Below are 25,649 nucleotides of genomic sequence, written 5' to 3'. Positions count from 1 at the left end.
GGAATATGTAAGGAGCGTGGCTATGTTTAAAACATTTGATACAATTTTTAAAGGTGCAACACTTGTGAATCATGATGGAAGAAGCAAACGTGATATTGGTGTTACAAATGGCCGTATTGCTGAAATTGGCGACCTTACATGTGCATCGGCAGGTGAGGTGATTGATTGTACGGGGCTTCATATTTTACCGGGAATTATTGATAGCCAAGTACATTTTCGCGAGCCAGGTAATGAATATAAGGAGGATTTGGAAAGTGGCTCGTATTCTGCTGTGTTAGGGGGGGTGACAGCAGTTTTTGAAATGCCTAATACCAATCCATTGACAACATCAGAAGCTACATTAAGCGATAAGGTTAAACGCGCATTTCATCGAATGCATTGTGATTTTGCATTTTGGGTTGGAGGAACGCGTGAAAATGCTCATGAATTGTCTGAATTAGAAAGACTTCCTGGTGCAGCTGGAATTAAAGTCTTTATGGGGTCTTCTACGGGTGATCTTTTGGTCGATGATGATGAAAGTGTACGCCTTATTTTGAAGAATATACGCCGTCGTGCGGCTTTTCATTCTGAAGATGAGGCGAGGCTCAAAGAGCGTAAAATACTGCGTATTGAAGGGGATGCATCATCACATCCGATTTGGCGTGATGAAGTTGCGGCATTAAAATGTACGCAGCGTTTGGTAAAAATTGCTCATGAGACGAAGGCTCGGATTCATGTGTTACATCTTTCGACAGAAGAAGAAATTGATTTTCTAAAAAAACATAAGGATGTTGCAACAATTGAAGTGACACAACACCATTTGACGCTCACGGCTGATGATTATAAGCAATTTGGTACATTAATTCAGATGAATCCGCCTATTCGTGAGCCGCGCCACCGTGAAGCTCTTTGGTACGGTGTTCAACAGGGGATTATTGATGTTTTAGGCTCAGATCATGCGCCTCATACTTTGGAAGAAAAGCTTCAATCTTATCCTTCTTCACCTTCAGGAATGACAGGGGTGCAAACAACAGCAGCAATTATGTTGACACATGTGAATGCAGGAAAGATATCTCTTGAGCGTTTTGTTGATCTCACGTCACATGGCCCTAGTCGTATTTTTGGTATAAGCTGTAAAGGACGCCTTGCTGTTGGATACGATGCTGATTTAACAATTGTTGATCTTAAGCGAGAAGAAATTATTACGAATGGCTTAATTGGTTCGCGTGCCGGTTGGACACCTTATGATGGTAAAAAGGTTAAAGGTTGGCCTGTTGGGACCATTATCCGTGGTATGCGTGTGATGTGGGAAGGTGAAATTGTTACTTCTTCACAAGGAGAGCCTGTTAAATTTATAGAAACTTTAGTGTAAACAGATTAAACTTTATAGGTTTTATTTTAGTACTTTTAGTTTAAGTAATAACATGGGTGAGAAGTCAAGAAGAATCTGTTCAACAAGAACCCAACCTATTGATAAACAAGCTCTGAGGGTGGGCAGGAAGCCAAAGAACGATTTTGTTCAGGGGAAAGATGCTCACAAGAATAAAAACGTGTCGAGGAATTATTTTTCAAAAACTTCTCTATTTTCAGAGTAGATTTACAGCTCCCCTCATTTGTGAGAGAACATGGTTGATATTGCTGAAATTGAAGAAGACACTTTTTGTATAGATTAATTATTTATAATGCATGAGGAGGTTTTCGGATAAAGTTCTTCCTTCCTCAACGTATCTTTGATTGGCTTCAATTGCTGCTTGTGTACAATGATGATAATTTTCTGAGAAAGCACGGTATGCTTCATTAAACGCTTCATAAAAATAAGCGCGTCTTTGTGGGATAGGCTTTTCTGCTTCAATCAATGCGTTCATGTAGTCATACCATTGGTTTGTTGGAGTCTCGCAAAGATTTTGAAGAGAATGCAGAGATCCCAAAATTTCCGCTAGTCGGAGTAATTTTTTCTCATAAGGTGGAGATTGTTGCGCAAAGGTTGGCATTGAACTTACAATGAATATTAAAATAATGATGTTCATCAATCTATTACGCATTATTGTTATTGTTTTCCTTGAATAAAACTCTGTACAAATAAAATAATTGTGTCATGAAAACGATGTCAAAAAATAGGGTTAATTGTTACATTATTCTCACTTACTTATAAAATATAGGGCGTAAGAGACAGTAAGGAAACCATAATGAAATATTGAAAATACTGACGGAGTTTTTTGTAGTGAAAAATTTAAGATTTGCTTCCTGCAATCTATTTTTCACATAAATTTATAGTGTAACGCCTATAGAATTTTTTAAAGCTCGTTTTCTTCAAGGAGAGAAAAAATCTCTATCTACAGAATGCTTTTGTCTAATCAAATAAAATAGATTGTTTTTACGATCAATGATGGATACAGCCGTGAATACAATGGGAAAATGATAAGAAAAATTTACTATAAGATAAAAGTTCTAGCCTAAACCGCATAATGCGATAATTTGAGGTAAGATACATTTAAAAAGAGCGGTGCGTGGTATCGTTCATGGAGCCAATGATGAAAGAGTTGCGATTTTATAATACGCTAACACGTAAAAAAGAAAATTTTACACCAATAGATGCGACAAGAGTACGTCTTTATGTTTGTGGACCGACAGTTTATGATTATGCACATATAGGAAATGCACGCCCTGTCATTGTTTTTGATATTTTATTTCGTTTATTGCGTCATGTTTATGGCAATGAGCATGTTCTATATGCACGTAATATTACAGATGTTGATGATAAAATTAATGCACGAGCAGCTTGCGAATATCCAAACTTGTCACTGAATGACGCTATTCGTCAATTAACAGAACGTACATATTCTCAGTTTCAACAAGATACAATAGCACTCGGTTGTCTATTGCCAACCAGTCAGCCGCGCGCAACCGAGCATTTAGAGGAGATGCGCTCTTTAATTGAAAGGTTGCTTGAAAAGGGGCACGCTTATGAAGCGGAAAATCATATATTATTTTCTGTAAGTAGTATAAAAAATCCTCCCCATTATGGGGCATTTGCAAATCGTTCTTTAGATGAAATGAGGGCGGGGGCACGTATTGATGTTGCTGCTTATAAAAGGGAAGAGATGGATTTTGTTTTATGGAAGCCTTCTGAGGAAGGAGAACCAGGTTGGAAATCACCGGGCGGAATTCCTGTTTTAGGTCGTCCAGGTTGGCATATTGAATGTTCTGCAATGTCAATGGCAAAGTTATTAGCGCCCTATGGTGGTGGTTTAACTTGTGATGATCCGACCGCCAATATTTTTGATATCCATGGTGGTGGACTTGATTTAATTTTTCCTCATCATGAAAATGAGATTGCACAAAGTTGTTCAGCTTTTGGGACGGAGCGAATGGCTAATTTTTGGATGCATAACGGCTTTTTACAAGTTGAAGGTAAAAAGATGTCGAAAAGCTTTGGCAATTTCATAACTATTCGTTCTGTTTTAGAGAATAATTTTTTGGAGTTTAATGGTATTTTATCCGATGAAATGAAGCAAAATTGGGCTGGTTTGTCTGCGCGTTTTTCGATGTTGCAAACACATTATCGTGAACCATTAAATTGGACAGCACAGCGTTTAATACAATCGAGCAGCGAACTGTATCGTTGGTATGAATTGCTTCGCAGCAAAAAGAGTGAGATGAAAAACAATGAAGTAGTTGATGATACTTTGATAGATGCACTTAGTGATGATCTTAATACTCCAAAAGCACTGACTCTTTTGCGAAAATTTTATAAAGAAGGAGATGCTTTGGCTCTTGTTAATGGGATGAATTTATTAGGACTGTTACGAAAAGAATGGATTAAAGAAATAGACTGCCCATTATTTACAAGAAAAACTTTTCTTGATTCAAAATTTATTGATCAGCGCATTGCCGAAAGACTACAGCTTATCCATAATAAAGAGTGGGAAGCTGCGGATATAATTCGTGATGAGCTTGCAGCTGAGGGGGTTCTTTTAAAAGATAGTAAGGATCCGCAGAGTGGTAAGCGCATAACCGTGTGGGAAATAAAGCGACACTAATGTCTCTATTCCAGCAGCTCTCATGAAAAAGGAGAATATGATGGAATTTTTATATCATTATGGGTATGTCGCACTAAAATTAGTTGTAGGCCTTATCGCTTTCCTCTTGATTTTAAGAACCACAGGTCGTGGTAGTCTTAGTCAAATGACGCCAGTTGATTTGGTAAGTAATTTTGTGATGGGAAGTATCATTGGAGGCGTTATTTATAGTCCGGATGTTAGCAGTATTCAATTATTGATCGTCTTATTTATTTGGCAGACTTTGGTCACCACTCTTAATTTTCTGATGCGCTATTCAGTTTTTTTTCGTCGTCTCATTGCAGGACGTCATATTGCATTGGTTTTAGACGGAGTATTTCAAGTGGATAAGATTAAAAACTTAGGTATCAGTGTGAATGATCTGATTACAATGTTGCGTATTAAAGGCTGTAGTTTACACGAAGCTGCTTTCGTTCGTTTAGAAACCAATGGCGATTGTTCCGTTATTAAAAAGGAAGAAGGAAAGAAGTCTATCATTTTAATACAAAATGGCGAAATTCTTGATAAGGGGCTGAAAGAGATTGGTAAAACAAAAAAGTGGCTTCATGCAGAACTGAAAAAAAAGCATGTAAAAGTTGAAAGTTTATTTGCAGCAGAGTGGTATGAGAATACAGACCCAAATAATAAATTATATAGTGGATTATTTCTTGTTCCTCTTTCAAAAACAGTCTAACTTCAAACAACGAGTAGGTATAGCTTATTGGAAGCATAATGAAGAGATGAACCTATAAACAACCACAGGGGGGTGTTTTGCCTTTTTCGTGTGGATGATAGAGAAGTAAGGGCTTTATGAAACGTAATGAAATAACAAAAACTGTATCATCAGATACGGGGAAAACTCTGCGCACACTTTACAATTTATGGCCTTATATGTGGCCAGTAGATCGGCGTGATCTAAAAATGCGTGTGCTATGGGCAATATTTTATCTTGTTTTGGCCAAGTTCGTTCTCATATCTGTACCGTATTTCTTTAAATATTCTACGAATGTGCTTGATGCTAGCTTTCAGTTACCTGAATGGTTTCCATCCAATTGGATTATTCCCATCATGCTCGTTTTGGCGTACAATGTTGCACGTATTATGCAGGCTGGATTAAATCAATTACGCGATTCTCTTTTTGCCACTGTTGGTCAATATGCTGTTCGTCAATTAGCTTATAAAACCTTTGTACATATTCATGAATTATCTTTGCGATTTCATTTGGAACGCCGAACTGGTGGGCTTTCTCGCGTGATTGAGCGTGGTACAAAAGGAATTGAAGCTATCGTAAGATTTTCAATTCTCAATACAATACCGACAGTTTTAGAATTTATATTAACAGCACTTGTATTTTACATAAGTTATGGGTGGTATTATCTTCTCAGCGTTGTTGTAACGGTTGGGTTATATACCTTGTTTACCATTAAGGCGAGTGATTGGCGCATTCGTATTCGGCAACAAATGAATACAGCGGATACTGAGGCGAATACGCGCGCTGTTGATTCTCTCTTGAATTTTGAAACGGTCAAGTATTTTAGCAATGAAACTCTAGAAGCTGATCGTTTCAATGCTTCTATGGTATGTTATGAAAAAGCCGCAACAAAGATTTGGACATCATTAAGCTGGCTTAATTTTGGTCAGGCTCTTATCTTTGGTATTGGAATGACGATCATAATGCTGATGTCAGCTTATGAAGTTTATTATAAGACACAAACTTTAGGAGACTTTGTTTTTATTAATGCACTTTTAATGCAACTTTCTATTCCACTGAATTTTATTGGTTCAATTTATCGTGATGTTCGGCAAGGTTTAACGGATATTGAAGCGATGTTTGATCTTTTAGATGTTCAACAGGAGATTGTTGATAAATCGGACGCCAAACCGTTAGAGATAAGCGATGGAACCATTCGTTTTCATCAGGTAAAGTTTTCCTATGATTCGACGCGTCAGATTCTTAGAGATATTGATTTTGAAGTTTCTGGAGGAAAAACAGTCGCTATTGTTGGTCCATCGGGTGCAGGGAAATCAACTATTTCTCGGTTGCTTTTTCGGTTTTATGATGTTGATTCGGGCTCTATTACAATTGACGGGCAGGATATTCGTGATGTAACACAAAAAAGTTTGCGCGAAGCGATAGGCATGGTACCACAAGATACGGTGTTATTTAATGATACAATTGCCTATAATATTTGCTATGGGCGTCCAAGTGCTACAGATGAAGAGATGCGCAAAGCTGCTGAAATGGCACAGATCTCAAAATTTATTGAGATATTACCAGAAGGTTTTCAATCTATGGTAGGAGAGCGTGGTCTCAAATTATCAGGTGGTGAAAAACAACGTGTGGCTATTGCACGGACACTCTTAAAAGCCCCCCCACTTCTTATTCTAGATGAAGCAACAGCGGCTCTTGATACGGCGACAGAACAGGAAATTCAACAAGCATTGGATATTGTAAGCCGTGGACGTACAACATTGATTATTGCTCACCGTCTTTCTACGGTTATCAATGCTGATGAAATTTTGGTTCTTAAAAGTGGTCGTATTATTGAAAATGGGACACATACAGAGCTTTTACGCAAGAAAGGTCTCTATGCTTCAATGTGGAATAAGCAGCTTGAAGCATCGCAAGCTGAAGAAAAATTACGTCAAATGCGTGAAGAAGATGAGACGAGTGTTGTTAATCGTAAAAAATAAATAGAGCAAAATGTAATCTATATCTTTATATGGAGTGATTGATTAAATACATAAAAAGACACAAGAGGAACAAAAAGCTTTGTTGCTTGTTTAAGTTTACGATGAATAGGAAATTATATGAGTATTCTGCAATCTTTCCATAATAGCTTTGTACCGGTTCATAAAGAAGGTTATCCTTTTATTGTAGCGTTTTTTGTTATTTCGCTCATTCTTGGTTGGATATGGAGTCCGTTTTTTTGGTTTGGTCTCGTTCTCACGGTGTGGTGTATATACTTTTTCCGTGATCCAGATCGTGTGATCCCTTTGAATTCAAATTGGGTGATGTCGCCTGCTGATGGGCGTATTTCATGTGTGGAATCATGTGTTCCACCTGAAGAATTAGGTTTAGGGAAAGATGAAATGATCCGTATTTCTATTTTTATGGATGTTTTTTCATGCCATATTAATCGTATTCCTATCAGTGGTACAGTAGAGTCTATCGTTTATCATCCAGGTCGATTTACCAATGCTGACTTTGATAAAGCTAGTCAGTTTAATGAGCGTAATGGGGTGGTAATTGATAGCAAACATGGTAAAATTGGTGTCGTACAAATAGCGGGAATGGTTGCGCGCCGGATTGTTTGCTGGTCAAAAGAAAACGATGCCGTTATGACTGGTGAGCGATTTGGATTGATTCGTTTTGGTTCTCGCCTTGATATTTATATACCAATTGAAATGAAATTGCGTGTTGCAGTTGGACAGACAGCAATTGCTGGAGAGACGGTTTTGGGTTCTTTTGATGATAAGAATGCCATAACGGATTTCAGATATGATTAGGAAACACAATGAAAAATTTTTCACCGTTTTCTTCATTCAATCCTGAGGGGCAACATGATGATGTTGCAAATCGGAGGCGTTCACCTATCCCAATGCGGTATGTCATTCCCAATATTATTACTATTTTAGCAATTTGCGCAGGGATGAACAGTATTCGTTTGGCTTTTGAGCATCGCTATGAGGCTGCTATTTTAATGGTGCTTTTCGCTGCAATTTTAGATGGTGCTGATGGTCGCATTGCGCGTTTAATAGATGGTAGCTCATCTTTTGGGGCACAGATGGATTCTCTTGCTGATGTTATAAATTTTGGTGTTACTCCTGCCCTTATTGTTTATTCCTTTATCTTAAATCAAGCGTATCACATTGGTTGGGTTGCAGCCCTTGTTTATTGTGTTGCTTGTTGTTTGCGATTAGCACGTTTTAATGTGATGTTAGATAATCCCAATATACCTAAGTGGCAGAAAAGTTATTTTGTTGGTGTTCCAGCACCAGCAGGAGCGTTATTACTTTTATTACCTACGTATTTAGGTGCTCTTGGTTTGGTACCTAATTGGGGGTGGGCATTATTTTTTAGTCTTTATACTGTAATTATTGCTTTTCTTTTGATTAGTCGTTTACCGGTATGGAATGCAAAAACAATTGATCAAAATTTAAGGCGTGATATCGTTATACCGTGCATGTTGGTCATTGTTATTTATGTCGGTTTTCTTGCGACTTACACGTGGAAAACTTTATTGATTACGGCTATTAGCTATATGATTTTTCTCCCCTGTAGTTTTGTTGCTTATAATAAACGTTCGGCTTTAGAAGAGAAAGAGGCTGACGCTAAAGCTATCCAAGAATCATAAAATGTTACATTTTTTTGAGTAGCAAAGAAAAGAGAGAGATCCAAACTATTTACCTCTCAGATGCGATCAATCAGGTATATGATAATCTACAAACCGATTTTTACGGACATTAAAGAGTTTTCCAGTTTCTTTTAAATCAGGTGATAACAAATGGATTATCTTTTTTGCAATCTCTTGTGGTGAAGGGAGAGTTTGTGGATCTTCACCGGGCATAGCTTCAGCGCGCATGGCAGTGCGTGTGGCACCAGGGTTGACACAATTAATCTTAATAGGGGTTTGTTTGAGTTCTTCTGCCCAACAGCGGGCAATCACCTCTAGAGCCGCTTTAGAGGCTGCATAAGCTCCCCAGAAAGGGCGCGCAGCATGCGCAACGGTTGAGGATAACAGGATGGCTCGTCCAGCGTCAGATTCACGTAATAAAGGCTCAACGGCTTTCATTAAGCGCCATTGGCTGAAAAGATTTATTTGAAAAACATCTTCAAATACTGTGTTTTCAATATGTGCTATTGGTGAGAGTGTTCCAAGAATTCCTGCGTTTGCGACGATAATATCAAGTTTTTTCCAGCGTTTGGCAATTGAGATAGCAAGAGCATCGATGTTTTCCATATGATGCAAGTCAAGGGGAACAAGGGTTGCATGAGCCCCTTTTTTTCGGATTTGATTATCTAATTCAGTAAGTCCACTGACTGTTCGTGCAAGAGCAATAATATGAGCGCCGCGTGCAGCAAGCTCGAGTGCCAAATAATAGCCAATTCCTCTTGAGGCACCCGTAATAAGTGCAACACGCCCATGGAGACTAAAGTCATATTTTGCCATCGTTAATCTTTTGTTTTAAGAACAGATGATTGATGAATTTTGGAGAGGTTTTCTTGATCAACCAGATGAGTAGGGTAATATCCAGTAAAATAATGATCAGTAAATTGTGGATCAGCATTATTTCGTTTTTCGCCTGCTACAGCAAGATACAACCCATCCGTTGAAAGAAATTCTAATGAATCTGCTCCAATAAAATCACACATAGATTTTAAATCTGGATATTGATTTGCTAAAAGGCTTTCAACTTTAGGTGTATCAATGCCATAAAAATCCGGATAGAAAATCATAGGACTAGAAACGCGCATATGCACTTCTTTTGCTCCGGCATCGCGGAGCATTCGCACAATTTTGAGGGATGTTGTTCCACGGACAATAGAGTCATCAACCAAAATAACACGTTTTCCTTTAATCACAGGACGGTTTGCAGAATGTTTTAACTTGACGCCAAAAGCGCGAATTTGTTGTGTTGGTTCGATAAAAGTCCGTCCAACATAATGATTACGAATAATACCAAGCTCAAAGGGAATTCCAATTTCTTGTGCATAGCCGATTGCAGCGGGTGTTCCTCCATCAGGAACAGGGACCACAACATCACCCTTACAAGGAGCTTCCTGTGCTAAACGAATCCCCATATTTTTGCGTGTTGTATAAACACTACGTCCTCCAACGATTGAGTCAGGACGGGCAAAATAAACATATTCAAACAAGCAAAGTTTTTCTGGTTTTGTATTTTCTGGTTTTATAATTTTTTTAGTAATTTCCCCATTTTTTTGTATTTCACATATGATAATTTCCCCATTTTTAACATCACGGACATATTTTGCTCCAATAATATCAAGAGCACAAGTTTCAGAACAAAAGATAGGCTTACCATCAAGTTCCCCCATCACGAGGGGTCTAATTCCTGTTGGATCGCGTGCAGCAATAAGCTTTGTACGTGTGAGTGCTAACATAGCATAGCCACCTTCTACTTGCCGAATCGCATCAACAAAACGATCAGAGGACGATTCATAACGTGAGCGGGCAATAAGATGGAGAAAAACTTCTGAATCTGATGTTGATTGACAGATGGCACCAGAAGCGATGAGTTCTCGGCGCAATGTAAGACCATTGGTAAGATTACCATTATGCGCAATAGCAATACCTCCAACTTTCAATTCAGCAAAAAGGGGTTGAACATTGCGTAATGCCACTTCTCCAGTTGTTGAATAACGGGTATGTCCAATAGCACGATTTCCTGGTAAGCGCGCAAGTGTTGCAGGGTTTGTATAGTGATCGCCAACAAGACCTAAATGCTTTTCTTGATGAAACATTTTATTATGGTAAGAAACAATCCCAGCTGCTTCTTGCCCACGATGCTGAAGTGCGTGGAGTCCAAGAGCTGTTAATGTTGCGGCATCTTCATGCCCAAGAATACCAAAAACTCCACATTCTTCATGAAGGGTATCATCATCTAATGAAAATTCTTGACAGAAAACATCGCTTTTTATCATCATATTCTTTCAGTTGTGATATGGAGGAATCATTAATATCACATTTTACATCATTTAGTTTTCTTTCCTCATGAAAAACTATTCTCTATTTTTTGAAAATTATCTTTTCATGAGAGTGTTGCTCATACGTATGTTTATTGCTGTCTTTAAACAAATTTTCCGTCTTTTCGAGAACAGATCCAATATCTTTGGGGAGTATTTCCCAAACTTTTTGTCCCAATGAATCTAAAATAGGTCTTGTTTTTGCATTTTTTAACCAATTCGCTTGAAGCTCGGGTTTAATCAGTGCATTAATCAGCAACATACCGATGACCATGATAAGTAAACCACGAAGTGCTCCAAAAATAAAACCAATAGCACGGTCAAGAATACCAATTCGACTATCAATAATAAAATCAGAGATCTTCATTGTAATAATTGAAGTAATAATGAGAACAATAATAAAAATTGTGACCAATGTTGTGATCAATGCAATCATTTTATTAGAGAGATATTGTTCAAAGAAAGGTAAGACAGGTTTGAATAAAAACAGTGTCGTAACAGCTGCAACTGCCCAAGAAATCAACGATAACACTTCACGTGAAAATCCTCGAAGCATAGCGAGAAAAGCGGACAACAGGATGATTACTACGACAATTCCATCAAGGATTGTTATGATCATTTGTTTGTTCCTTATACATAAAGTTGTGTTCTTTTAAGTCTGTGTGAAAATATATTTTTTGTTATGCCATTTTTTGTTCTTATAGCAAGGATCTTTTGTATTTTATAGAGTTTTTTCTATATTATCATATCTGTGGTACAGATCATTTTTTACTTACAGTAAGAGTAGCAACGAGTTCGGGAAGGTCGGAGAAAGTTTTTTGTTGAAAGTTGAGCGAATTCATCATTTCGGTTGTTGTTGTGGGGTGAAAGGCTCCCTGAAAGCCGAGTTTTTTTGCTTCATTGATGCGCTGTGCTGAATGTGCAACAGCGCGGGTAGCTCCTGAAAGACTGACTTCACCAAAATATACATAATTTGTTGGCAAAGGAATATTAGCAAGAGAGGATACCAAAGCAGCGGCTACAGCTAAATCAGCAGCGGGTTCTGATATGCGATATCCACCTGCCACGTTCAGATAGACATCATGCTGTCCAAAACGAATGCCACAATGGGCCTCTAAAACGGCAAGAATCATAGAAAGACGATTTCCATCCCATCCGACAACTGCACGTCTTGGTGTCCCAAGGGAAGAAGGAGCAACAAGCGCTTGAATTTCTACTAATATTGGGCGTGTTCCTTCCATGCCGGCGAAAACAGCAGCGCCTGGTGCTTTTTCATTACGTTCTCCTAAGAACAATTCGGATGGATTTATCACTTCGCGTAATCCTTTATCAGACATTTCAAAGACACCAATTTCATCTGTTGGCCCGAAGCGATTTTTTACAGTTCTAAGAATGCGATAATGATGTCCACCTTCACCCTCAAAATAGAGAACGCCATCAACCATATGTTCAACGACTCTAGGACCAGCAATTTGCCCATCTTTTGTAACATGACCAACAAGAACAACAGCAGCTCCTGTTTTCTTGGCAAAGCGGATCATTGCTTGAGCGCCAATACGTACTTGTGTGACAGTGCCAGGTGCTGAATCTGCTGTATCTGACCATAGAGTTTGAATCGAATCGATAATCACCATATCAAGGTTTTTATGTTCGCTTAAGGTTGCCAGAATATCTTCTACATTGGTTTCAGCGGCAAGTTTTACTTCTGTATTGTTCGCTCCAAGCCTCTGTGCACGCAGACAAATTTGCGCAATAGCCTCTTCACCTGAGACATAGATGACATGATGTCCTTTGCGGGATAAAGCAGCAGCTGTTTGTGTCAGCAATGTTGATTTTCCAATACCAGGATCACCACCAACAAGGAGTGCTGATCCACGGACAAAGCCCCCACCGGTAACACGATCAAGTTCCGCAATACCAGAATGAATACGTGGAGCATCTTGGATATCTCCAGAAAGAGATGTAAGGGCAACGATGCGTCCTTTACGCGTATTCTGCTTAGGACCACTTCCTATGCCGCCATTTATATTTTCTTCAACAAGAGAATTCCATTCTCCACAGGCGCTACATTTCCCTGCCCAACGAGAATGGATGGTTCCGCAATTTTGACAGATAAATTGAATACGCTTGCGTGCCATGGTGGTTTAGCCAATTTGCTCTGGAAGATAATTGCTATCAGCCAAATCACTAAAGCGTGTGAAGTCAGATTGAAAGGCAAGGGGAACGATTCCTGTCGGCCCATGGCGATGTTTTGCAATAATAACATCAGCTTTTCCAAAAGCTTTGTCCATTATTTCTAGCCATTTCATATGTTCAAAGCTACCGAACTTTGGTTCTTCATTTTTAAGGTAATATTCTTCACGATAGACAAATAAAACGATGTCGGCATCTTGCTCAATAGAACCAAATCCACCTAAATCTAAAAGTTTTGGGCGTTTATCTGTTCTGTTTTCAACTTGATGTGAAAGTTGTGAAAGAGCAATAATAGGGATATTTAATTCTTTAGCTAAGGCTTTTAATTCTGCAGTGATTTCTTGAATACGATATTCAGATGTGTATTTTAAATCACTTGTCATGAGTTGGATATAATCAATAATTAAGACATCCAAACCATGTTTTTGCTTGAGACGCCGAGCACGGGCAGCCAGTTGTGAAACTGATATTCCTCCAGTTTGATCAATATAAAGGGGTGCCTTTTGGAGCTGATTTACCGTACGAATAATTTTTGAAAATTGTTCATCTGAAATATGACCACGTCGAATATCAGAAGAAGAGACTTCCGTTTGTTCAGAAATAATACGTGTTGCAAGCTGCTCTGAGGACATTTCAAGTGAGAAGAATCCTACAACGCTGCCTTCATTTTCTTGGATATTACCATTATGATTATAAGCATTGGCAATATTAAAGGCAATATTGGTAGCAAGTGAAGTTTTACCCATACCAGGGCGCCCTGCAAGGATAATTAAATCGGATGGTTGTAATCCTCCCATTTTTTCATCAAGTGTTTGAATATGAGTCGCTATCCCTAATATTTGCGAAGAGCGCTTTTTTGCAGCACCTGCTATATCAATAACTCTTTTGATAGCTTCATCAAGACTGTCAAATCCACTATCGCAGTCTTCTTTTTTTTCTAGCATAATTATACATTTTCCTTTTGTTAGATATCAGTTTTTATGCAATTTTATATCAAGAATATTTTGCATGTTATAGAATTTTCTCTGTGCTGTAGTATTTAAAACACTGCTTGTTTTTTATATTGCGGTAATTAGGGTAATTTTTCAGATAGATTAGAAAATATTTTTGTTAAAAGGTTAGAGATTGTCCTATAAAGAGGAAATTTTCTGATATTTTACATAATAGCCAGTCTTGCACAACATCAGCAATTATTTTTGAATTTAAAAACAAGAAAATGAGTGTCTTGTGAGAAGGAGTTTTTTTAAAGAAGGAACAATATAGAAAGATTTAGATTAGCTACAGATTTTGGATATATGTATCCTATTTGCAACGCTAAAAAGATGTATTATCTTTTCATATTATTAAGATTAATATTATTCAAGAGCTTTTTAGATAGCAAATAATGACGGCCAAAATCATCCATTTTCCTGCCCAACGAGAATGGATGGTTCTGCAATTTTGACAGATAAATTGAATACGGTTCCGTACCATGGTGGTTTAGCCAATTTGCTCTGGAAGATAATTGCTATCAGCCAAATCACTAAAGCGTGTGAAGTCAGATTGAAAGGCAAGAGACACGATTCCTGTTGGTCCATGACGTTGTTTTGCAACAATGACATCAGCTTTTCCCATAATTTTATCCATTTCATCTTGCCATTTTTGATGTTCCAAAGTGCCTAATTTGGGCTCTTCATTTTTGAAATAATATTCTTCACGATAGACAAACAGAACGATGTCGGCATCTTGCTCAATAGAACCAGATTCACGTAAATCTGAAAGTTGTGGACGTTTATCTGTTCTATTTTCGACTTGGCGTGAAAGTTGTGACAGAGCAATAATAGGAATATTCAATTCTTTAGCTAAGGCTTTGAGTCCTGTCGTAATTTCTGTAATCTCTTGAACACGGTTTTCAGATGAACGTTTTGATTTACTTGTCATGAGTTGGATATAATCGATAATTAAAATATCCAAACCATGTTGCCGCTTGAGACGCCGTGCACGGGCAGCCAGTTGCGTAATTGATATTCCTCCAGTTTGATCGATATAAAGCGGTGCCTTTTGGAGCTGGTTCACGGCACGAATAATTTTTGAAAATTGTTCATCTGAAATATTACCACGTCGAATATCAGAAGAAGAGACTTCTGTTTGTTCAGAAATAATACGTGTTGCAAGCTGTTCAGAGGACATTTCAAGTGAGAAAAACCCTACAATGCCGCCTTCATTTTCTTGGATATTGCCATTATGATTATAAGCATTGGCAATATTAAAGGCAATATTGGTAGCCAGTGAGGTTTTACCCATACCAGGGCGGCCCGCAAGGATAATTAAGTCGGATGGTTGTAATCCTCCCATTTTTTCATCAAGTGTTTTAATATGGGTGGCTATCCCTGATAATTGTGAAGAGCGCTTTTTCGCAGCACTTGCCATATCGATAGCTTTTTTAATAGCCTCATTAAAATTTTCAAATCCACCTCCATATTTCCCTTTTTCTGCTAGCTCAAATAACTGATTTTCAACAGTTTCAATTTGTTGGGTAGGCGTGAGTTCTACAGGAGCATCAAAGGCTGTATTGACAACTTGAGTTCCAAGGTTAATCAAAGACCGGCGGATAAAAAGATCGTAAATGACGCGTCCATAATCTTCAGCGTTAATAATAGTGACTGCCTCAGTGGCTAAGCGAACAACATATTGGTATACGGTAATATCTCCAATTTTTTCTTCCATTTGAATATAGGGCTTGATTGTAACTGGATCTACAAGTTTTCCTGTTTTAATAAGGTGAGATAAAACATGATAAATTTTTTGATGCAATGGTTCAAAAAAATGTTCTGGTTTTAGAAAATCTGAAACGCGGTCAAGAGAATCATTGTTGATAAAGATAGCACCAAGCAATGCCTGTTCCGCTTCAATATTATGCGGAAGTTGTCGAAAAGAAGGGGAATCTTCTTTTTTTGAAGAGCTGACATTAACAACACTAATTTCTTCCATAATATTTTTCCACTAAAATTCCAAGTCTAGCGACTTTAGGCGATAAATTGAAAGCCGTATAGTAAAAGAATAGAGCTACAAATCTTCATTTTAAGTTAAAAGCATATAATTTTTGAAACTCCCTTTGAATGGTTCATTTATCATGAGTGCATGAGTAATATCTATTTCTTATGTTTTAATTTTTAATATGTGATTCTTTAAATGGTCGTTTTGATATTCTCAATTTAAGTATTTTTAAGCTACGTAATCTTAAAATTCCAATATAGGTGTAAGTAGAATGACTTTTCTATAATTGAAATTATTTCAGATAATGTAAGGATATAATCAACTTACCACTCATGTAAATTTTATCCTTAAGGGTAGAACTTTAAATCATTTTTGCTTCTATATTGGAAAATAAGGAGCATTTATTCTGATTGATATGATCATTTCTGGCGTGCAATGCCTTTATATAACATGCCTATAATTTTTGCATAAAAATTAGATTCTTTATGTATGACAGTCATAAAATACTCAGTTTTAAGAAGTGAGTATTTTATGATCAAATATTAAATGGAATAAAAACACAAAACAGAGAGCAAAAATAGTAATTAAGCTTCTTGATGAGGATTATTTATATCGTTGTCATTAATTTCCTCTGCCAATAATTCTTCCTGCTTTTCTTCTGATATTTTTTCTTGAATATTATATATTTCTTTAGTGGAAATGAGAGTTTCACCTTCTGCTTGGCGTTGTGCTTCACTGGCGGAACGTGCAACGTTAATAACCACAGAAATTTGAACCTCTGGATGTAAACTAAGAGTGATAGTGTAAAGCCCTATCATTTTTATTGGATGATTAAGTTCGATTTGATTTCTTCCAATAGAAAAGCCTTCATCTGTTATGATTTCAGCAATATCACGTGTTGATACAGAACCATAAAGTTGTCCCGTTTCACCAGCAGAACGAACAACAATGAATGATTGTCCATCAAGTTTTTCAGCAATTTTTTGCGCTTCGCTTTTGCGCTCAAGATTACGTGCTTCAAGTTGCGCACGTTGTACCTCAAAATGTTTTTTATTAGCTTCATTTGCGCGTAAAGCTTTCCCTTGAGGTAAGAGAAAATTACGTGCATAACCATCTTTCACTGAGACAATATCACCCATCTGACCAAGACGAGGAATGCGCTCAAGTAGAATAATATCCATAGTTTTTCCTTTCGAACAAATAAATTTAGTGAAGTTTTTTACGTGATTGAATGTTGTATTGAATAGCAGCCCAAATGCCCATCAAAAGCATCATGAAAGAAATAGGTGGAGAAAAAACAACAGTTAAAATAGCAATATAAACAAGAGAAAGTATAATAATCCGACCGTTTACCCCTTTTGTAATATTGTGAAGATATGCTAGACCACTAATTGATATAATGACAGTATAAGCAGAGCTAAAGACACGTGTACCCAAATTAAAAGAAGTGCTTAATTCAACCATTGACGCGATGGAAACAACAATGAAAATGACAATTCCAGAAATTGGAAGGCGAAGCATTTTGCTCCAATCATCGCGAGGTCTTTTCAGCCACTTCATATATTGGGCTATTATCATTGAAAAATAAAGATTACCGATGAGAAAAATCAAACTATAAACTGTCAGAGCGATAGCTGCTAAGGTTGCAGCATGCGCCATTAAAAAATCACTAACAGTAAGGATATTAGCTTCTTTTAATGACTGCGATTGTTGTAGGGTTTGTACGATATTTTCAGTGATTGTTTTTGCAATGAGAGGGGTGTCTGGACGGGATTTTACATAGAGTCCAATGAAGGTTACTATCAGAGCAATAAAGTTGGTTAAATGAAAAATAACGGATGATAATGGGTACCATATCAGTGTGTTTTCTTTTTGCGCTGGTCGTGCAAGTCCAAGAAGCCAAGAGGCATAAACAGCGGGAAGAAAAGATAACAACATAAGACCAAGAGCAATATAGATATTAGCGGTTACGACAAGAACAACAGTAGCACTTATTAAGGCAACAAAGCTGGCAAATGTTCCTTGACCGAACGCAACAATAAAAATTGGCAATGAGAGAAAGCAGCCAAGAAAAAGAGAAAAAGAGGGCGCGATATTTGCAACGCTGATGATGGCCATTCCTACTACAACAGCAAATAATCCCGCCAAAACGCCGGTTAATATCTTATAAGTACGATTTTTTTTCATTTATTGCTGTCCTGCTTTCTGCAGTTAGAGGTATATCAATACCCCAACTTTGATATTTTACAGCTTAATCTAATACACAATAAGCCATTTTTCTAAATCATACAAGAAAGGCAACTGGAGAGATTCTCCAGTTGCTAGAATGTATTATAGTTTACTTTATAACGTACGGAAGTAAGCCTAAAAAGCGAGCACGTTTGATAGCGTTAGCTAATTCACGCTGTCTTTTTTGACTAACAGCTGTAATCCGTGAAGGAACAATTTTTCCACGTTCAGAGATATAACGTTGTAACAATTTGATATCTTTATAATCAATTTTCGGTGCATTAATTCCTGAAAAAGGACATGTTTTGCGACGGCGATGAAAGGGGCGACGTGCAGAGTTTTGATTAGTATCAGTCATCATTCTACCCCTTCTATAGCATTTTCACGTTGACGACGCGGGGAACGAGAACGCTCCTCATCATGACCAATGTGGCTATTGCGATCAAGATGTGAGAGCATAGCAGATTTTTCTTTTTCATGTTTTTCTACACGAATGGTCATGTAACGCAAAACATCCTCATTGATGCGCATCTGACGCTCCATTTCAGCAATTGCTGTAGCTGGTGCATCAATATTGACCAGTACATAATAAGCCTTACGGTTTTTTCGAATACGGTAAGCAAGAGGACGAAGTCCCCAATTTTCTACACGCCCAACTTTTCCACCCTGCGCTTCAATGACACCTTTGTAGAGACTCAAAAGTTCATCAACTTGTTGCGGTGCAATGTCTTGTCGAGCAAGGAACATATGTTCATAAAGAGCCATTGTTTTGCCTTTCTTCAATTAAATTCCACCGGTTTTAGCGCAAAGCCTCTGCGACTTGTCTTTTTTGGAAACCCAAAGAAGAAAGGACGCGTTTACAATTCGAGACATCTCAGAGCGGAGACACGGGAGGTCGGAAACATTGTATTTCCTACTGATTTCACAGCCCTCCGTTCAACCTCCAGCTAAAGTGCCGGCAACGAATACTCCATATTTACAGGTTATCTTTAAAAATAGCAAGTTTACGCACATAAAAAAATTGATTTATTAAATCTTGATATATTTTCCTCTTCTACAAAGAGATAGTTCTGTAACACTATAAAAATAAGGAGAAAAAAATGGACTTTTTAAACCAGATTGATGTTTCACTCTTTGAAATGTTTGTTGGCAATCATCAATCTTGGTCGATTTTAGTTTTGTTTAGTATTTTTTGTGCAAAGTTTTTAATTTACATCATTCCTATTCATCTTTTTGCGTTGTGGTTTTGTGGTAGAGAAAGGGAACGATGTGTCGTGTTAAGCATTTGCATGAGCATTTGTACTTCTCTTTTCATAGGCTATCTTATTTCTCTTTTTTACTTTCATCCACGCCCATTCGTTGTAGGGCTGACAACATCCCTGATTCAACATCGTGCAACGGCTTCTTTTCCTAGTAATCATGCCTTGACCATTGCATCTTATACAGCTAACTTTTATTTTTACCGATACAAAGTGGCTTTTAGATTTGCTGTGGTGTTTTTATTCTTAATCTGTTGGGCGCGCATCTTTGTGGGTGTACATTACCCTTTTGATATTTTAGCAGGTGTAGTTTTAGGAAGTTTTATAAGTTTGAGTATTATTCAGTTTATAGCACCATATTTTCCTAAGTTTTTATATCAAATTCCACCCTTAAAATATAATTTTAAGAGAGATATTCGTTCTAAATAAAGGACTGTGTCTTGATTTGTGTGGATGAATAAGGTCAAAAGAAAATAATTTAATTGCACAATTTAGGAGTTGATTAATGGGTGCAGCTTTTATTTTTCCAGGGCAGGGGAGCCAAATCGTTGGTATGGGGAAAGCGCTTACAGAGCAATTTGTTGCGGCGCGGATGGTTTTCGAGGAAGTTGATGATGCGTTGGGTGAGAAATTATCAGAGATCATTTTTGAAGGACCAGCAGATGTTTTAACGTTAACAGCAAATGCACAACCAGCATTAATGGCTGTATCCATGGCTGTCATTCGTGTGATGGAACAATTAGGGTTTCATATAGAAAAAAAAGTAAAGTTTGTTGCTGGCCATTCTTTAGGAGAATATTCTGCGCTTTGTGCTGTTGGTACGTTTAGTCTCACAGATACGGCAAGGCTTTTGCGTATTCGTGGCAATGCCATGCAGGCTGCTGTTGCGGTTGGTGAAGGTTCTATGGCAGCACTTATCGGTTTGGAAGAGCAAGTTGTGGAAGAAATTTGCCAAAATGTTTCTGGAGAAGGACTATGCCAGATTGCCAATGATAATGGTGGTGGGCAAATTGTTATTTCAGGTCAAGCAACAGCAATTGAGACAGCGGTAAAGATTGCATCAACAAAAGGTGCAAAACGTGCACTTCTTCTTCCGGTTTCTGCACCTTTTCATTCGTCTTTAATGCAGCCTGCGGCTGATGCCATGAAGAAAGCGCTTTTGACTGTTAACAAAATGCCCCCTATTGTTCCCTTGATTGCCAATGTTTCTGTTGCCCCAGAAAGTGATCCAGAACGTATTGCTACTCTTCTTGTTGAACAAGTGACTGGGAGGGTGCGATGGCGTGAAACAATAGAATGGATTGCTGCGAATGAGATTGATACGCTTTTTGAAGTTGGTTCTGGAAAAGTATTAACAGGTTTAACGCGTCGTATTAACAGAGATATAAAGGGGGTAACAATTGGAACAGTTGATGAAATAGAATCAGCGCTAGGAATGCTTGGCGTTTAATCTGTAGGAGTTAAAAATGTTTAAATTAACAGGACGTAAGGCTCTTGTAACGGGGGCATCAGGAGGAATTGGTGAGGCCATAGCACGTTGCTTCCATGCACAAGGAGCCATTGTTGGACTTCATGGAACACGTGAAGAGAAGCTTAGAGAAGTGGCGGCAGAATTAGGACAGAACGTTTTTGTCTTTCCCGCTAATCTTTCTGAACGCCAATCAATTAAACAGTTGGCTGAAGCTGCAGAAAGAGAAATGAATGGTGTCGATATTTTGGTTAACAATGCGGGAATCACCAGAGATGGTCTTTTTGTGCGTATGCAAGATAAGGACTGGGATAATGTTTTAGAAGTTAACCTAACAGCTGCTTCTCTTTTGACACGTGAATTAACACATTCTATGATGCGTCGCCGTTATGGCAGGATTATTAACATCACATCTATTGTTGGTGTTGTGGGAAATCCTGGACAAACAAATTATTGTGCTGCAAAAGCAGGCTTGATAGGTTTTACTAAAGCATTAGCACAAGAAATTGCTTCACGAAACATCACTGTCAATTGTATTGCTCCAGGATTTATTAAATCTGCAATGACAGATAAGCTTAACGAAAAGCAAAAAGAACATATCATGGCTGCGATTCCAATGAAGCGTATGGGGAGTGGACAAGAAATAGCCGCTGCAGCTATTTATTTAGCGAGCGATGAAGCTGCCTATATGACAGGTCAAACACTTCATATCAATGGTGGAATGGCAATGATTTAAGTATTTTCTTGTATTCCACATTGATTTATAAGCTATATTATTTTAGATAGTAGCGATTGAAATGGAAAGATATATCTATTTCTTTAAAATGGTCGTTGATCAATTGATATCAGAATGTCAGATTGGTTCATTTTGTAGGGGATATCCACAGGATGTTTTAAATTATTGCTAAAATCTTTTAAAGTAATGCATCTATTGCTTGATTAGATGAGCCGATATAGTTAACCAAATTATAGGAAAATATAAATTCGAGGATTTCAACATGAGTGATACAGTAGAGCGCGTTAAGAAAATTATTGTGGAACATCTTGGGGTTAATGCAGATAAAGTCGTAGAAAATGCAAGCTTTATCGATGATTTAGGGGCTGATAGCCTTGATACGGTTGAACTCGTTATGGCTTTTGAAGAAGAGTTTGGTGTAGAAATCCCAGATGAAGTTGCGGAAACGATTTTCACCGTTGGTGATGCAGTCAAGTTCATTGATAAAGCTTCTGCATGATGACTAAAGGGCAAAGGCGTAAATTGCTTTTGCCTGTATTCTTCGAAGCTCTTTTGAAAAAAGAGCTTTAAGAGGTGAAGTTTAGTGCAAGGTTAGAAGTTATGAGACGTGTTGTTGTTACTGGTTTAGGATTGGTATCTCCATTAGCCGGTAATGTTGAATATAGTTGGAAACGGCTTATTGAAGGAAGAAGTGGTATTCGACGTATTACTGAATTTGATGTGTCAGATTTGCCATGCCAGATTGCTGCGCGTATCCCCTTAGGGGATGGAAAAGAGGGGTCCTATAATGCTGATTTGTATATGGAACCTAAAGAGCAACGTAAGGTTGATGCATTTATTGTTTATGCAATGGCTGCTGCTAACCAAGCGCTTACAGATGCCGAATGGTTTCCTAAGAGTGATGAAGATCAGATTTGTACAGGTGTATTAATTGGTTCGGGTATAGGGGGAATTGAGGGCATTGTTGAAGCTGGTTATACGATTCGTGATAAAGGTCCCCGTCGTCTTTCTCCTTTTTTTATTCCGGGCCGTTTGATTAATCTTGCTTCTGGTTATGTGTCTATTCAATATGGTTTACGTGGTCCTAATCATTCGGTTGTAACGGCTTGTTCGACAGGAGCGCATGCGATTGGTGATGCAGCACGTTTGATTATGTTCGGTGATGCGGATGTCATGGTCGCAGGGGGAGCAGAATCTCCGATAAATCGGATATCCCTTGCAGGTTTTTCTGCTTGTAGAGCTCTTTCTACTTGTCGTAATGATGATCCTGAACGAGCGTCACGTCCTTATGATGCAGATCGTGATGGTTTTGTGATGGGGGAAGGTGCGGCGGTTGTTGTTTTAGAAGAGCTAGAACATGCAAAAAAACGAGGGGCACGTATTTATGCTGAGGTTATCGGCTATGGTTTATCTGGTGATGCTTACCACATTACAGCGCCTTCAGAAAGTGGTGAAGGTGCGCAGCGTAGTATGATGGCTGCTCTTAAGCGTGCACAAGTGAATGTGAATGAACTTGATTATATTAATGCTCATGGTACATCAACGATGGCAGATTCCATAGAGTTAGCAGCTGTTGAACGTGTTTTAGGGAATTATGCATCACAAATTTCTATGTCATCAACGAAGTCATCTATCGGGCATTTACTTGGTGCTGCCGGTGCTGCTGAGGCTATTTTTTGTGTTTTAGCCATCCGAGATAATATAGCTCCAGCGACACTTAATCTTGACAATCCATCGGTTGAAACGAAAATTGATCTTGTCCCATACAAACCGCGTGAACGAAAGATTGACACGGTTCTTTCCAATTCTTTTGGATTTGGTGGAACAAACGCATCTTTGGTAATGCAACGTTTTAGAGGGTAATAAGTATTTTCATTTAATTTCTTATTCTGAGTTTTTTACTTTATTATAAGGTGAATGAGAAGTAATAATATTGTATTTAATCGCTATTGAGGGTTTATGTCCGACGTGAAAAATGAAAAATCACTAAAGGACATAAGTGATTCCTTTTCGAATCATTTAGCAGATAGTCATGACATGTTAGCACATAAAAAGCGAAAGAAATCATCTATCGTACGTAATCCATTGGTTGTTCTCGGCCATTTTTTTCTCATGCTGATTGTGGTTATACTTTTGGGCATAAGTATTCCTCTTTATATTGGAAAAAGTATTTTTGAAGAAAAGGGAAAAATTGAGGAAGAACAAATTGTTCTTATCCATCCTGGTACAGGAATTCGTAAAATTGCTTCATTACTAGAAAAACGTGGTTTCATTCGATCATCAGATATTTTTGTTTATGGGGTTGGTTATCACCAAAAAACAACGCATTTGAAGGCTGGAGAATATTTGATTCCGGCTCATGCTTCGATGCAGGATATTATGGATATTCTTGTGAAAGGAAAATCTATTGAGTATACATTTACAGTACCTGAAGGTTTAACGGTTCAGCAAGTTTTCGATCGATTAGCTGCGAATGAAATTTTGATTGGAGACCTTCCAAAAAATTTGCCTCCAGAGGGCTATTTAATGGCGGATACTGTTCGCTTTATTCGGGGGACAACGCGTAAAGAGATTGTAAACAGATTGCGTGAAGGACAGACAAAATTAATTCATGCTATATGGGCTACGCGTTCACCTGATTTACCCATTAAATCGATTGATGAATTTGTTATATTAGCCTCAATTGTTGAGAAAGAAACGGGAATTGCAGCAGAAAGACCAATGGTTGCTGCAGTATTTTATAATCGCCTTACAAAGCATATGCGTCTTCAATCTGATCCAACAGTAATTTATGGTCTCTTTGGAGGAAAAGGAAAACCATCCGGTCGTGCAATTTATCGTTCAGATCTTGAGAAGGAAACACCTTATAATACTTATAAGATTAATGGTTTGCCTCCAACAGCTATTGCAAATCCAGGTCGAGATTCCTTGAAAGCGGTGGCACATCCACCAAGCAGTGATGCACTTTATTTTGTTGCGGATGGTTCAGGTGGGCATGTTTTTTCTCGAACCTTAGAGGAACATAATATGAATGTTCGTAAGTGGCGAGAATTTAAGGCAAGAAATTAATTTATAATGATAATGTATCTGTTTGCATCGTAAAATGAAAATCCAAAGTATAGTAAAATTTTTTATAAGAATTATAAAAATCATTTTCTTGTATGCTACAAAAGAGGTTAGCGTATGGATAAAAATATTTAAGAAAGAAGTAAATATACTGCTAATAAATTATTTTAATGGAAGAACAAGATAACATTGAGATCTAGCTGCTAAAGCAAATACCATTGGTTGAGAGAAACATTGAGGTAATGTATTATTTAAATTTTGAAGAAAAATTTATGAACAAAGTAGAGTGGTGTGATGACAGCCTTTGAAAGTAAATTCAGTGCCATAAAAACAAATCAACGCCGCGGTTTTTTATTTATTCTCTCTTCACCTTCAGGCGCTGGTAAATCAACAATTTCTCGATTACTTCTAAAAGATGGACAATTAGAGCTTTCGGTAAGTGTAACTACAAGGAAGAGGCGTCACAGTGAAGTGGATGGACTTCATTATCACTTTATTTCAAAGGAAGAGTTTGAATATAAGCGTGATAGAGATGAATTGATTGAATGGGCAGAAGTTCACGGGAATTATTATGGCACTTTACGTGAAACTGTTGAAAAAACATTGAATACCGGCCGTGATATGCTATTTGATATTGATTATCAGGGTACTAAGCAGCTGCAAAAAAAAATGCTAGGAGACACTGTATCTGTTTTTATTCTTCCACCATCAATGAAAGAGCTTGTTTCGCGTTTACATCGTCGAGCCGAAGATAGTCAAGATATCATCAATTTACGATTGGAAAATGCACGAACGGAATTGAAGCATTGGCATTCTTATGATTATGTTGTGATTAACGAAGATTTAGATCAATCTTTATCTTTTATTAAGTCGATTTATTTAGCTGAAACCAAAAAACGCGAGCGCTGTTCTTATCTTGCCTCTTTTGTTGATGGGCTTATTGCTGAAAAGATCGATAAATGCCTTTATTAAAAAA

The 25,649-nt window shown here is 37.8% G+C and carries 23 protein-coding genes and 1 pseudogene; 13 read left to right on the top strand and 11 right to left on the bottom strand.

Annotated features, from left to right (window positions below):
* The first annotated feature begins 22 nt into the window (after positions 1-22).
* On the top strand, positions 23-1,351 hold the full coding sequence (locus ACFIM1_RS01375) for a dihydroorotase (RefSeq protein ID WP_375606300.1): 1,329 nt from the start codon (positions 23-25) through the stop codon (positions 1,349-1,351).
* Positions 1,352-1,652: 301 nt separating this feature from the next.
* Here ACFIM1_RS01375 and ACFIM1_RS01370 read toward each other — a convergent pair whose 3' ends face one another.
* The gene (locus ACFIM1_RS01370; RefSeq protein ID WP_375606299.1) at positions 1,653-2,021 is read right to left on the bottom strand and encodes a TIGR02301 family protein; all 369 of its coding nucleotides are present in this window, start codon (positions 2,019-2,021) and stop codon (positions 1,653-1,655) included.
* 489 nt (positions 2,022-2,510) lie between these two features.
* On the opposite strand from ACFIM1_RS01370, the gene cysS reads away from it, so the two are divergent.
* From cysS to pssA, 5 genes are all read left to right on the top strand, one after another.
* Positions 2,511-4,019 (top strand): cysteine--tRNA ligase, encoded by a 1,509-nt coding sequence (gene cysS, locus ACFIM1_RS01365; RefSeq protein ID WP_375609161.1) that lies wholly within the window; start codon positions 2,511-2,513, stop codon positions 4,017-4,019.
* A gap of 40 nt (positions 4,020-4,059) precedes the next feature.
* Positions 4,060-4,731: a DUF421 domain-containing protein gene (locus ACFIM1_RS01360; protein ID WP_375609162.1), complete on the top strand. Its 672-nt coding sequence runs from the start codon at positions 4,060-4,062 to the stop codon at positions 4,729-4,731.
* Between the two features lie 116 nt (positions 4,732-4,847).
* Positions 4,848-6,731 (top strand): ABCB family ABC transporter ATP-binding protein/permease, encoded by a 1,884-nt coding sequence (locus tag ACFIM1_RS01355; RefSeq protein WP_375609143.1) that lies wholly within the window; start codon positions 4,848-4,850, stop codon positions 6,729-6,731.
* A 117-nt stretch (positions 6,732-6,848) separates the two neighbouring features.
* Positions 6,849-7,547: a phosphatidylserine decarboxylase gene (locus tag ACFIM1_RS01350; RefSeq protein ID WP_375606297.1), complete on the top strand. Its 699-nt coding sequence runs from the start codon at positions 6,849-6,851 to the stop codon at positions 7,545-7,547.
* A gap of 8 nt (positions 7,548-7,555) precedes the next feature.
* Positions 7,556-8,395: a CDP-diacylglycerol--serine O-phosphatidyltransferase gene (gene pssA / locus ACFIM1_RS01345; protein ID WP_375606296.1), complete on the top strand. Its 840-nt coding sequence runs from the start codon at positions 7,556-7,558 to the stop codon at positions 8,393-8,395.
* Positions 8,396-8,461: 66 nt separating this feature from the next.
* On the opposite strand, the gene ACFIM1_RS01340 is transcribed toward pssA, so the two are convergent.
* The 10 genes and pseudogenes from ACFIM1_RS01340 to rpsF form a co-directional block, all read right to left on the bottom strand.
* On the bottom strand, positions 8,462-9,211 hold the full coding sequence (locus tag ACFIM1_RS01340; protein WP_375609144.1) for an SDR family NAD(P)-dependent oxidoreductase: 750 nt from the start codon (positions 9,209-9,211) through the stop codon (positions 8,462-8,464).
* Positions 9,212-9,213: 2 nt separating this feature from the next.
* Positions 9,214-10,707, bottom strand: coding sequence for an amidophosphoribosyltransferase (gene purF / locus ACFIM1_RS01335; protein ID WP_375609145.1), 1,494 nt, complete (start codon positions 10,705-10,707; stop codon positions 9,214-9,216).
* 82 nt (positions 10,708-10,789) lie between these two features.
* Entirely contained in the window at positions 10,790-11,365 is a 576-nt protein-coding gene (locus ACFIM1_RS01330; protein ID WP_375609146.1) for a CvpA family protein, read from the bottom strand.
* Between the two features lie 142 nt (positions 11,366-11,507).
* On the bottom strand, positions 11,508-12,884 hold the full coding sequence (gene radA, locus ACFIM1_RS01325) for a DNA repair protein RadA (RefSeq protein ID WP_375609147.1): 1,377 nt from the start codon (positions 12,882-12,884) through the stop codon (positions 11,508-11,510).
* Between the two features lie 6 nt (positions 12,885-12,890).
* Positions 12,891-13,880, bottom strand: a pseudogene (locus ACFIM1_RS01320) (DnaB-like helicase C-terminal domain-containing protein); the annotation flags it as partial.
* Positions 13,881-14,418: 538 nt separating this feature from the next.
* Positions 14,419-15,909 (bottom strand): replicative DNA helicase, encoded by a 1,491-nt coding sequence (locus tag ACFIM1_RS01315; protein ID WP_375609148.1) that lies wholly within the window; start codon positions 15,907-15,909, stop codon positions 14,419-14,421.
* A 590-nt stretch (positions 15,910-16,499) separates the two neighbouring features.
* Positions 16,500-17,096, bottom strand: coding sequence for a 50S ribosomal protein L9 (gene rplI, locus ACFIM1_RS01310; protein WP_375609149.1), 597 nt, complete (start codon positions 17,094-17,096; stop codon positions 16,500-16,502).
* A gap of 25 nt (positions 17,097-17,121) precedes the next feature.
* Positions 17,122-18,102 carry a hypothetical protein gene (locus ACFIM1_RS01305; RefSeq protein ID WP_375609150.1) on the bottom strand — a complete coding sequence of 327 codons (981 nt, stop codon included), beginning with the start codon at positions 18,100-18,102 and terminating at the stop codon, positions 17,122-17,124.
* Between the two features lie 151 nt (positions 18,103-18,253).
* Positions 18,254-18,502: a 30S ribosomal protein S18 gene (rpsR, locus tag ACFIM1_RS01300; protein ID WP_375607832.1), complete on the bottom strand. Its 249-nt coding sequence runs from the start codon at positions 18,500-18,502 to the stop codon at positions 18,254-18,256.
* Entirely contained in the window at positions 18,502-18,909 is a 408-nt protein-coding gene (rpsF, locus tag ACFIM1_RS01295) for a 30S ribosomal protein S6 (protein WP_375606290.1), read from the bottom strand. The genes rpsR and rpsF overlap by 1 nt, the downstream gene beginning before the upstream one ends.
* A 335-nt stretch (positions 18,910-19,244) precedes the next feature.
* On the opposite strand from rpsF, the gene ACFIM1_RS01290 reads away from it, so the two are divergent.
* From ACFIM1_RS01290 to gmk, 7 genes are all read left to right on the top strand, one after another.
* Complete coding sequence (locus ACFIM1_RS01290; RefSeq protein WP_375607705.1) at positions 19,245-19,832, top strand: undecaprenyl-diphosphatase; 588 nt, start codon at positions 19,245-19,247, stop codon at positions 19,830-19,832.
* A 76-nt stretch (positions 19,833-19,908) separates the two neighbouring features.
* Positions 19,909-20,853 carry an ACP S-malonyltransferase gene (fabD, locus tag ACFIM1_RS01285; RefSeq protein WP_375609151.1) on the top strand — a complete coding sequence of 315 codons (945 nt, stop codon included), beginning with the start codon at positions 19,909-19,911 and terminating at the stop codon, positions 20,851-20,853.
* Between the two features lie 16 nt (positions 20,854-20,869).
* Positions 20,870-21,607 carry a 3-oxoacyl-[acyl-carrier-protein] reductase gene (gene fabG / locus ACFIM1_RS01280; protein ID WP_375609152.1) on the top strand — a complete coding sequence of 246 codons (738 nt, stop codon included), beginning with the start codon at positions 20,870-20,872 and terminating at the stop codon, positions 21,605-21,607.
* 262 nt (positions 21,608-21,869) lie between these two features.
* Positions 21,870-22,106 (top strand): acyl carrier protein, encoded by a 237-nt coding sequence (locus tag ACFIM1_RS01275; RefSeq protein ID WP_183193698.1) that lies wholly within the window; start codon positions 21,870-21,872, stop codon positions 22,104-22,106.
* A 101-nt stretch (positions 22,107-22,207) separates the two neighbouring features.
* Positions 22,208-23,470 (top strand): beta-ketoacyl-ACP synthase II, encoded by a 1,263-nt coding sequence (gene fabF / locus ACFIM1_RS01270; RefSeq protein ID WP_375607831.1) that lies wholly within the window; start codon positions 22,208-22,210, stop codon positions 23,468-23,470.
* Positions 23,471-23,566: 96 nt separating this feature from the next.
* Positions 23,567-24,676, top strand: a complete 1,110-nt coding sequence (gene mltG, locus ACFIM1_RS01265; protein WP_375607702.1) for an endolytic transglycosylase MltG — start codon at positions 23,567-23,569, stop codon at positions 24,674-24,676.
* Positions 24,677-24,967: 291 nt separating this feature from the next.
* Positions 24,968-25,645 (top strand): guanylate kinase, encoded by a 678-nt coding sequence (gene gmk / locus ACFIM1_RS01260; protein ID WP_375607701.1) that lies wholly within the window; start codon positions 24,968-24,970, stop codon positions 25,643-25,645.
* Positions 25,646-25,649 lie beyond the last annotated feature (4 nt).

The organism is Bartonella sp. AC158YNML (assembly GCF_042196725.1).
Classification (GTDB): Bacteria; Pseudomonadota; Alphaproteobacteria; order Rhizobiales; family Rhizobiaceae; genus Bartonella.
Note: the sequence above shows the minus strand (reverse complement) of the source record. Positions and strands in the feature narration are given on the sequence as shown.

Excerpts from the sequence above, each read along its gene's own strand:
- ACFIM1_RS01330 (WP_375609146.1), bottom strand. The coding sequence starts at position 11,365 with ATGATCATAACAATCCTTGATGGAATTGTCGTAGTAATCATCCTGTTG.
- ACFIM1_RS01375 (WP_375606300.1), top strand. The coding sequence starts at position 23 with ATGTTTAAAACATTTGATACAATTTTTAAAGGTGCAACACTTGTGAAT.
- rpsR (WP_375607832.1), bottom strand. The coding sequence starts at position 18,502 with ATGACTGATACTAATCAAAACTCTGCACGTCGCCCCTTTCATCGCCGT.
- cysS (WP_375609161.1), top strand. The coding sequence starts at position 2,511 with ATGAAAGAGTTGCGATTTTATAATACGCTAACACGTAAAAAAGAAAAT.
- fabD (WP_375609151.1), top strand. The coding sequence starts at position 19,909 with ATGGGTGCAGCTTTTATTTTTCCAGGGCAGGGGAGCCAAATCGTTGGT.
- purF (WP_375609145.1), bottom strand. The coding sequence starts at position 10,707 with ATGATGATAAAAAGCGATGTTTTCTGTCAAGAATTTTCATTAGATGAT.
- ACFIM1_RS01275 (WP_183193698.1), top strand. The coding sequence starts at position 21,870 with ATGAGTGATACAGTAGAGCGCGTTAAGAAAATTATTGTGGAACATCTT.
- mltG (WP_375607702.1), top strand. The coding sequence starts at position 23,567 with ATGTCCGACGTGAAAAATGAAAAATCACTAAAGGACATAAGTGATTCC.
- rplI (WP_375609149.1), bottom strand. The coding sequence starts at position 17,096 with ATGGATATTATTCTACTTGAGCGCATTCCTCGTCTTGGTCAGATGGGT.
- pssA (WP_375606296.1), top strand. The coding sequence starts at position 7,556 with ATGAAAAATTTTTCACCGTTTTCTTCATTCAATCCTGAGGGGCAACAT.
- ACFIM1_RS01290 (WP_375607705.1), top strand. The coding sequence starts at position 19,245 with ATGGACTTTTTAAACCAGATTGATGTTTCACTCTTTGAAATGTTTGTT.
- ACFIM1_RS01305 (WP_375609150.1), bottom strand. The coding sequence starts at position 18,102 with ATGAAAAAAAATCGTACTTATAAGATATTAACCGGCGTTTTGGCGGGA.
- ACFIM1_RS01355 (WP_375609143.1), top strand. The coding sequence starts at position 4,848 with ATGAAACGTAATGAAATAACAAAAACTGTATCATCAGATACGGGGAAA.
- fabG (WP_375609152.1), top strand. The coding sequence starts at position 20,870 with ATGTTTAAATTAACAGGACGTAAGGCTCTTGTAACGGGGGCATCAGGA.
- ACFIM1_RS01315 (WP_375609148.1), bottom strand. The coding sequence starts at position 15,909 with ATGGAAGAAATTAGTGTTGTTAATGTCAGCTCTTCAAAAAAAGAAGAT.
- fabF (WP_375607831.1), top strand. The coding sequence starts at position 22,208 with ATGAGACGTGTTGTTGTTACTGGTTTAGGATTGGTATCTCCATTAGCC.
- ACFIM1_RS01370 (WP_375606299.1), bottom strand. The coding sequence starts at position 2,021 with ATGCGTAATAGATTGATGAACATCATTATTTTAATATTCATTGTAAGT.
- rpsF (WP_375606290.1), bottom strand. The coding sequence starts at position 18,909 with ATGGCTCTTTATGAACATATGTTCCTTGCTCGACAAGACATTGCACCG.
- ACFIM1_RS01350 (WP_375606297.1), top strand. The coding sequence starts at position 6,849 with ATGAGTATTCTGCAATCTTTCCATAATAGCTTTGTACCGGTTCATAAA.
- gmk (WP_375607701.1), top strand. The coding sequence starts at position 24,968 with ATGACAGCCTTTGAAAGTAAATTCAGTGCCATAAAAACAAATCAACGC.
- radA (WP_375609147.1), bottom strand. The coding sequence starts at position 12,884 with ATGGCACGCAAGCGTATTCAATTTATCTGTCAAAATTGCGGAACCATC.
- ACFIM1_RS01360 (WP_375609162.1), top strand. The coding sequence starts at position 4,060 with ATGGAATTTTTATATCATTATGGGTATGTCGCACTAAAATTAGTTGTA.
- ACFIM1_RS01340 (WP_375609144.1), bottom strand. The coding sequence starts at position 9,211 with ATGGCAAAATATGACTTTAGTCTCCATGGGCGTGTTGCACTTATTACG.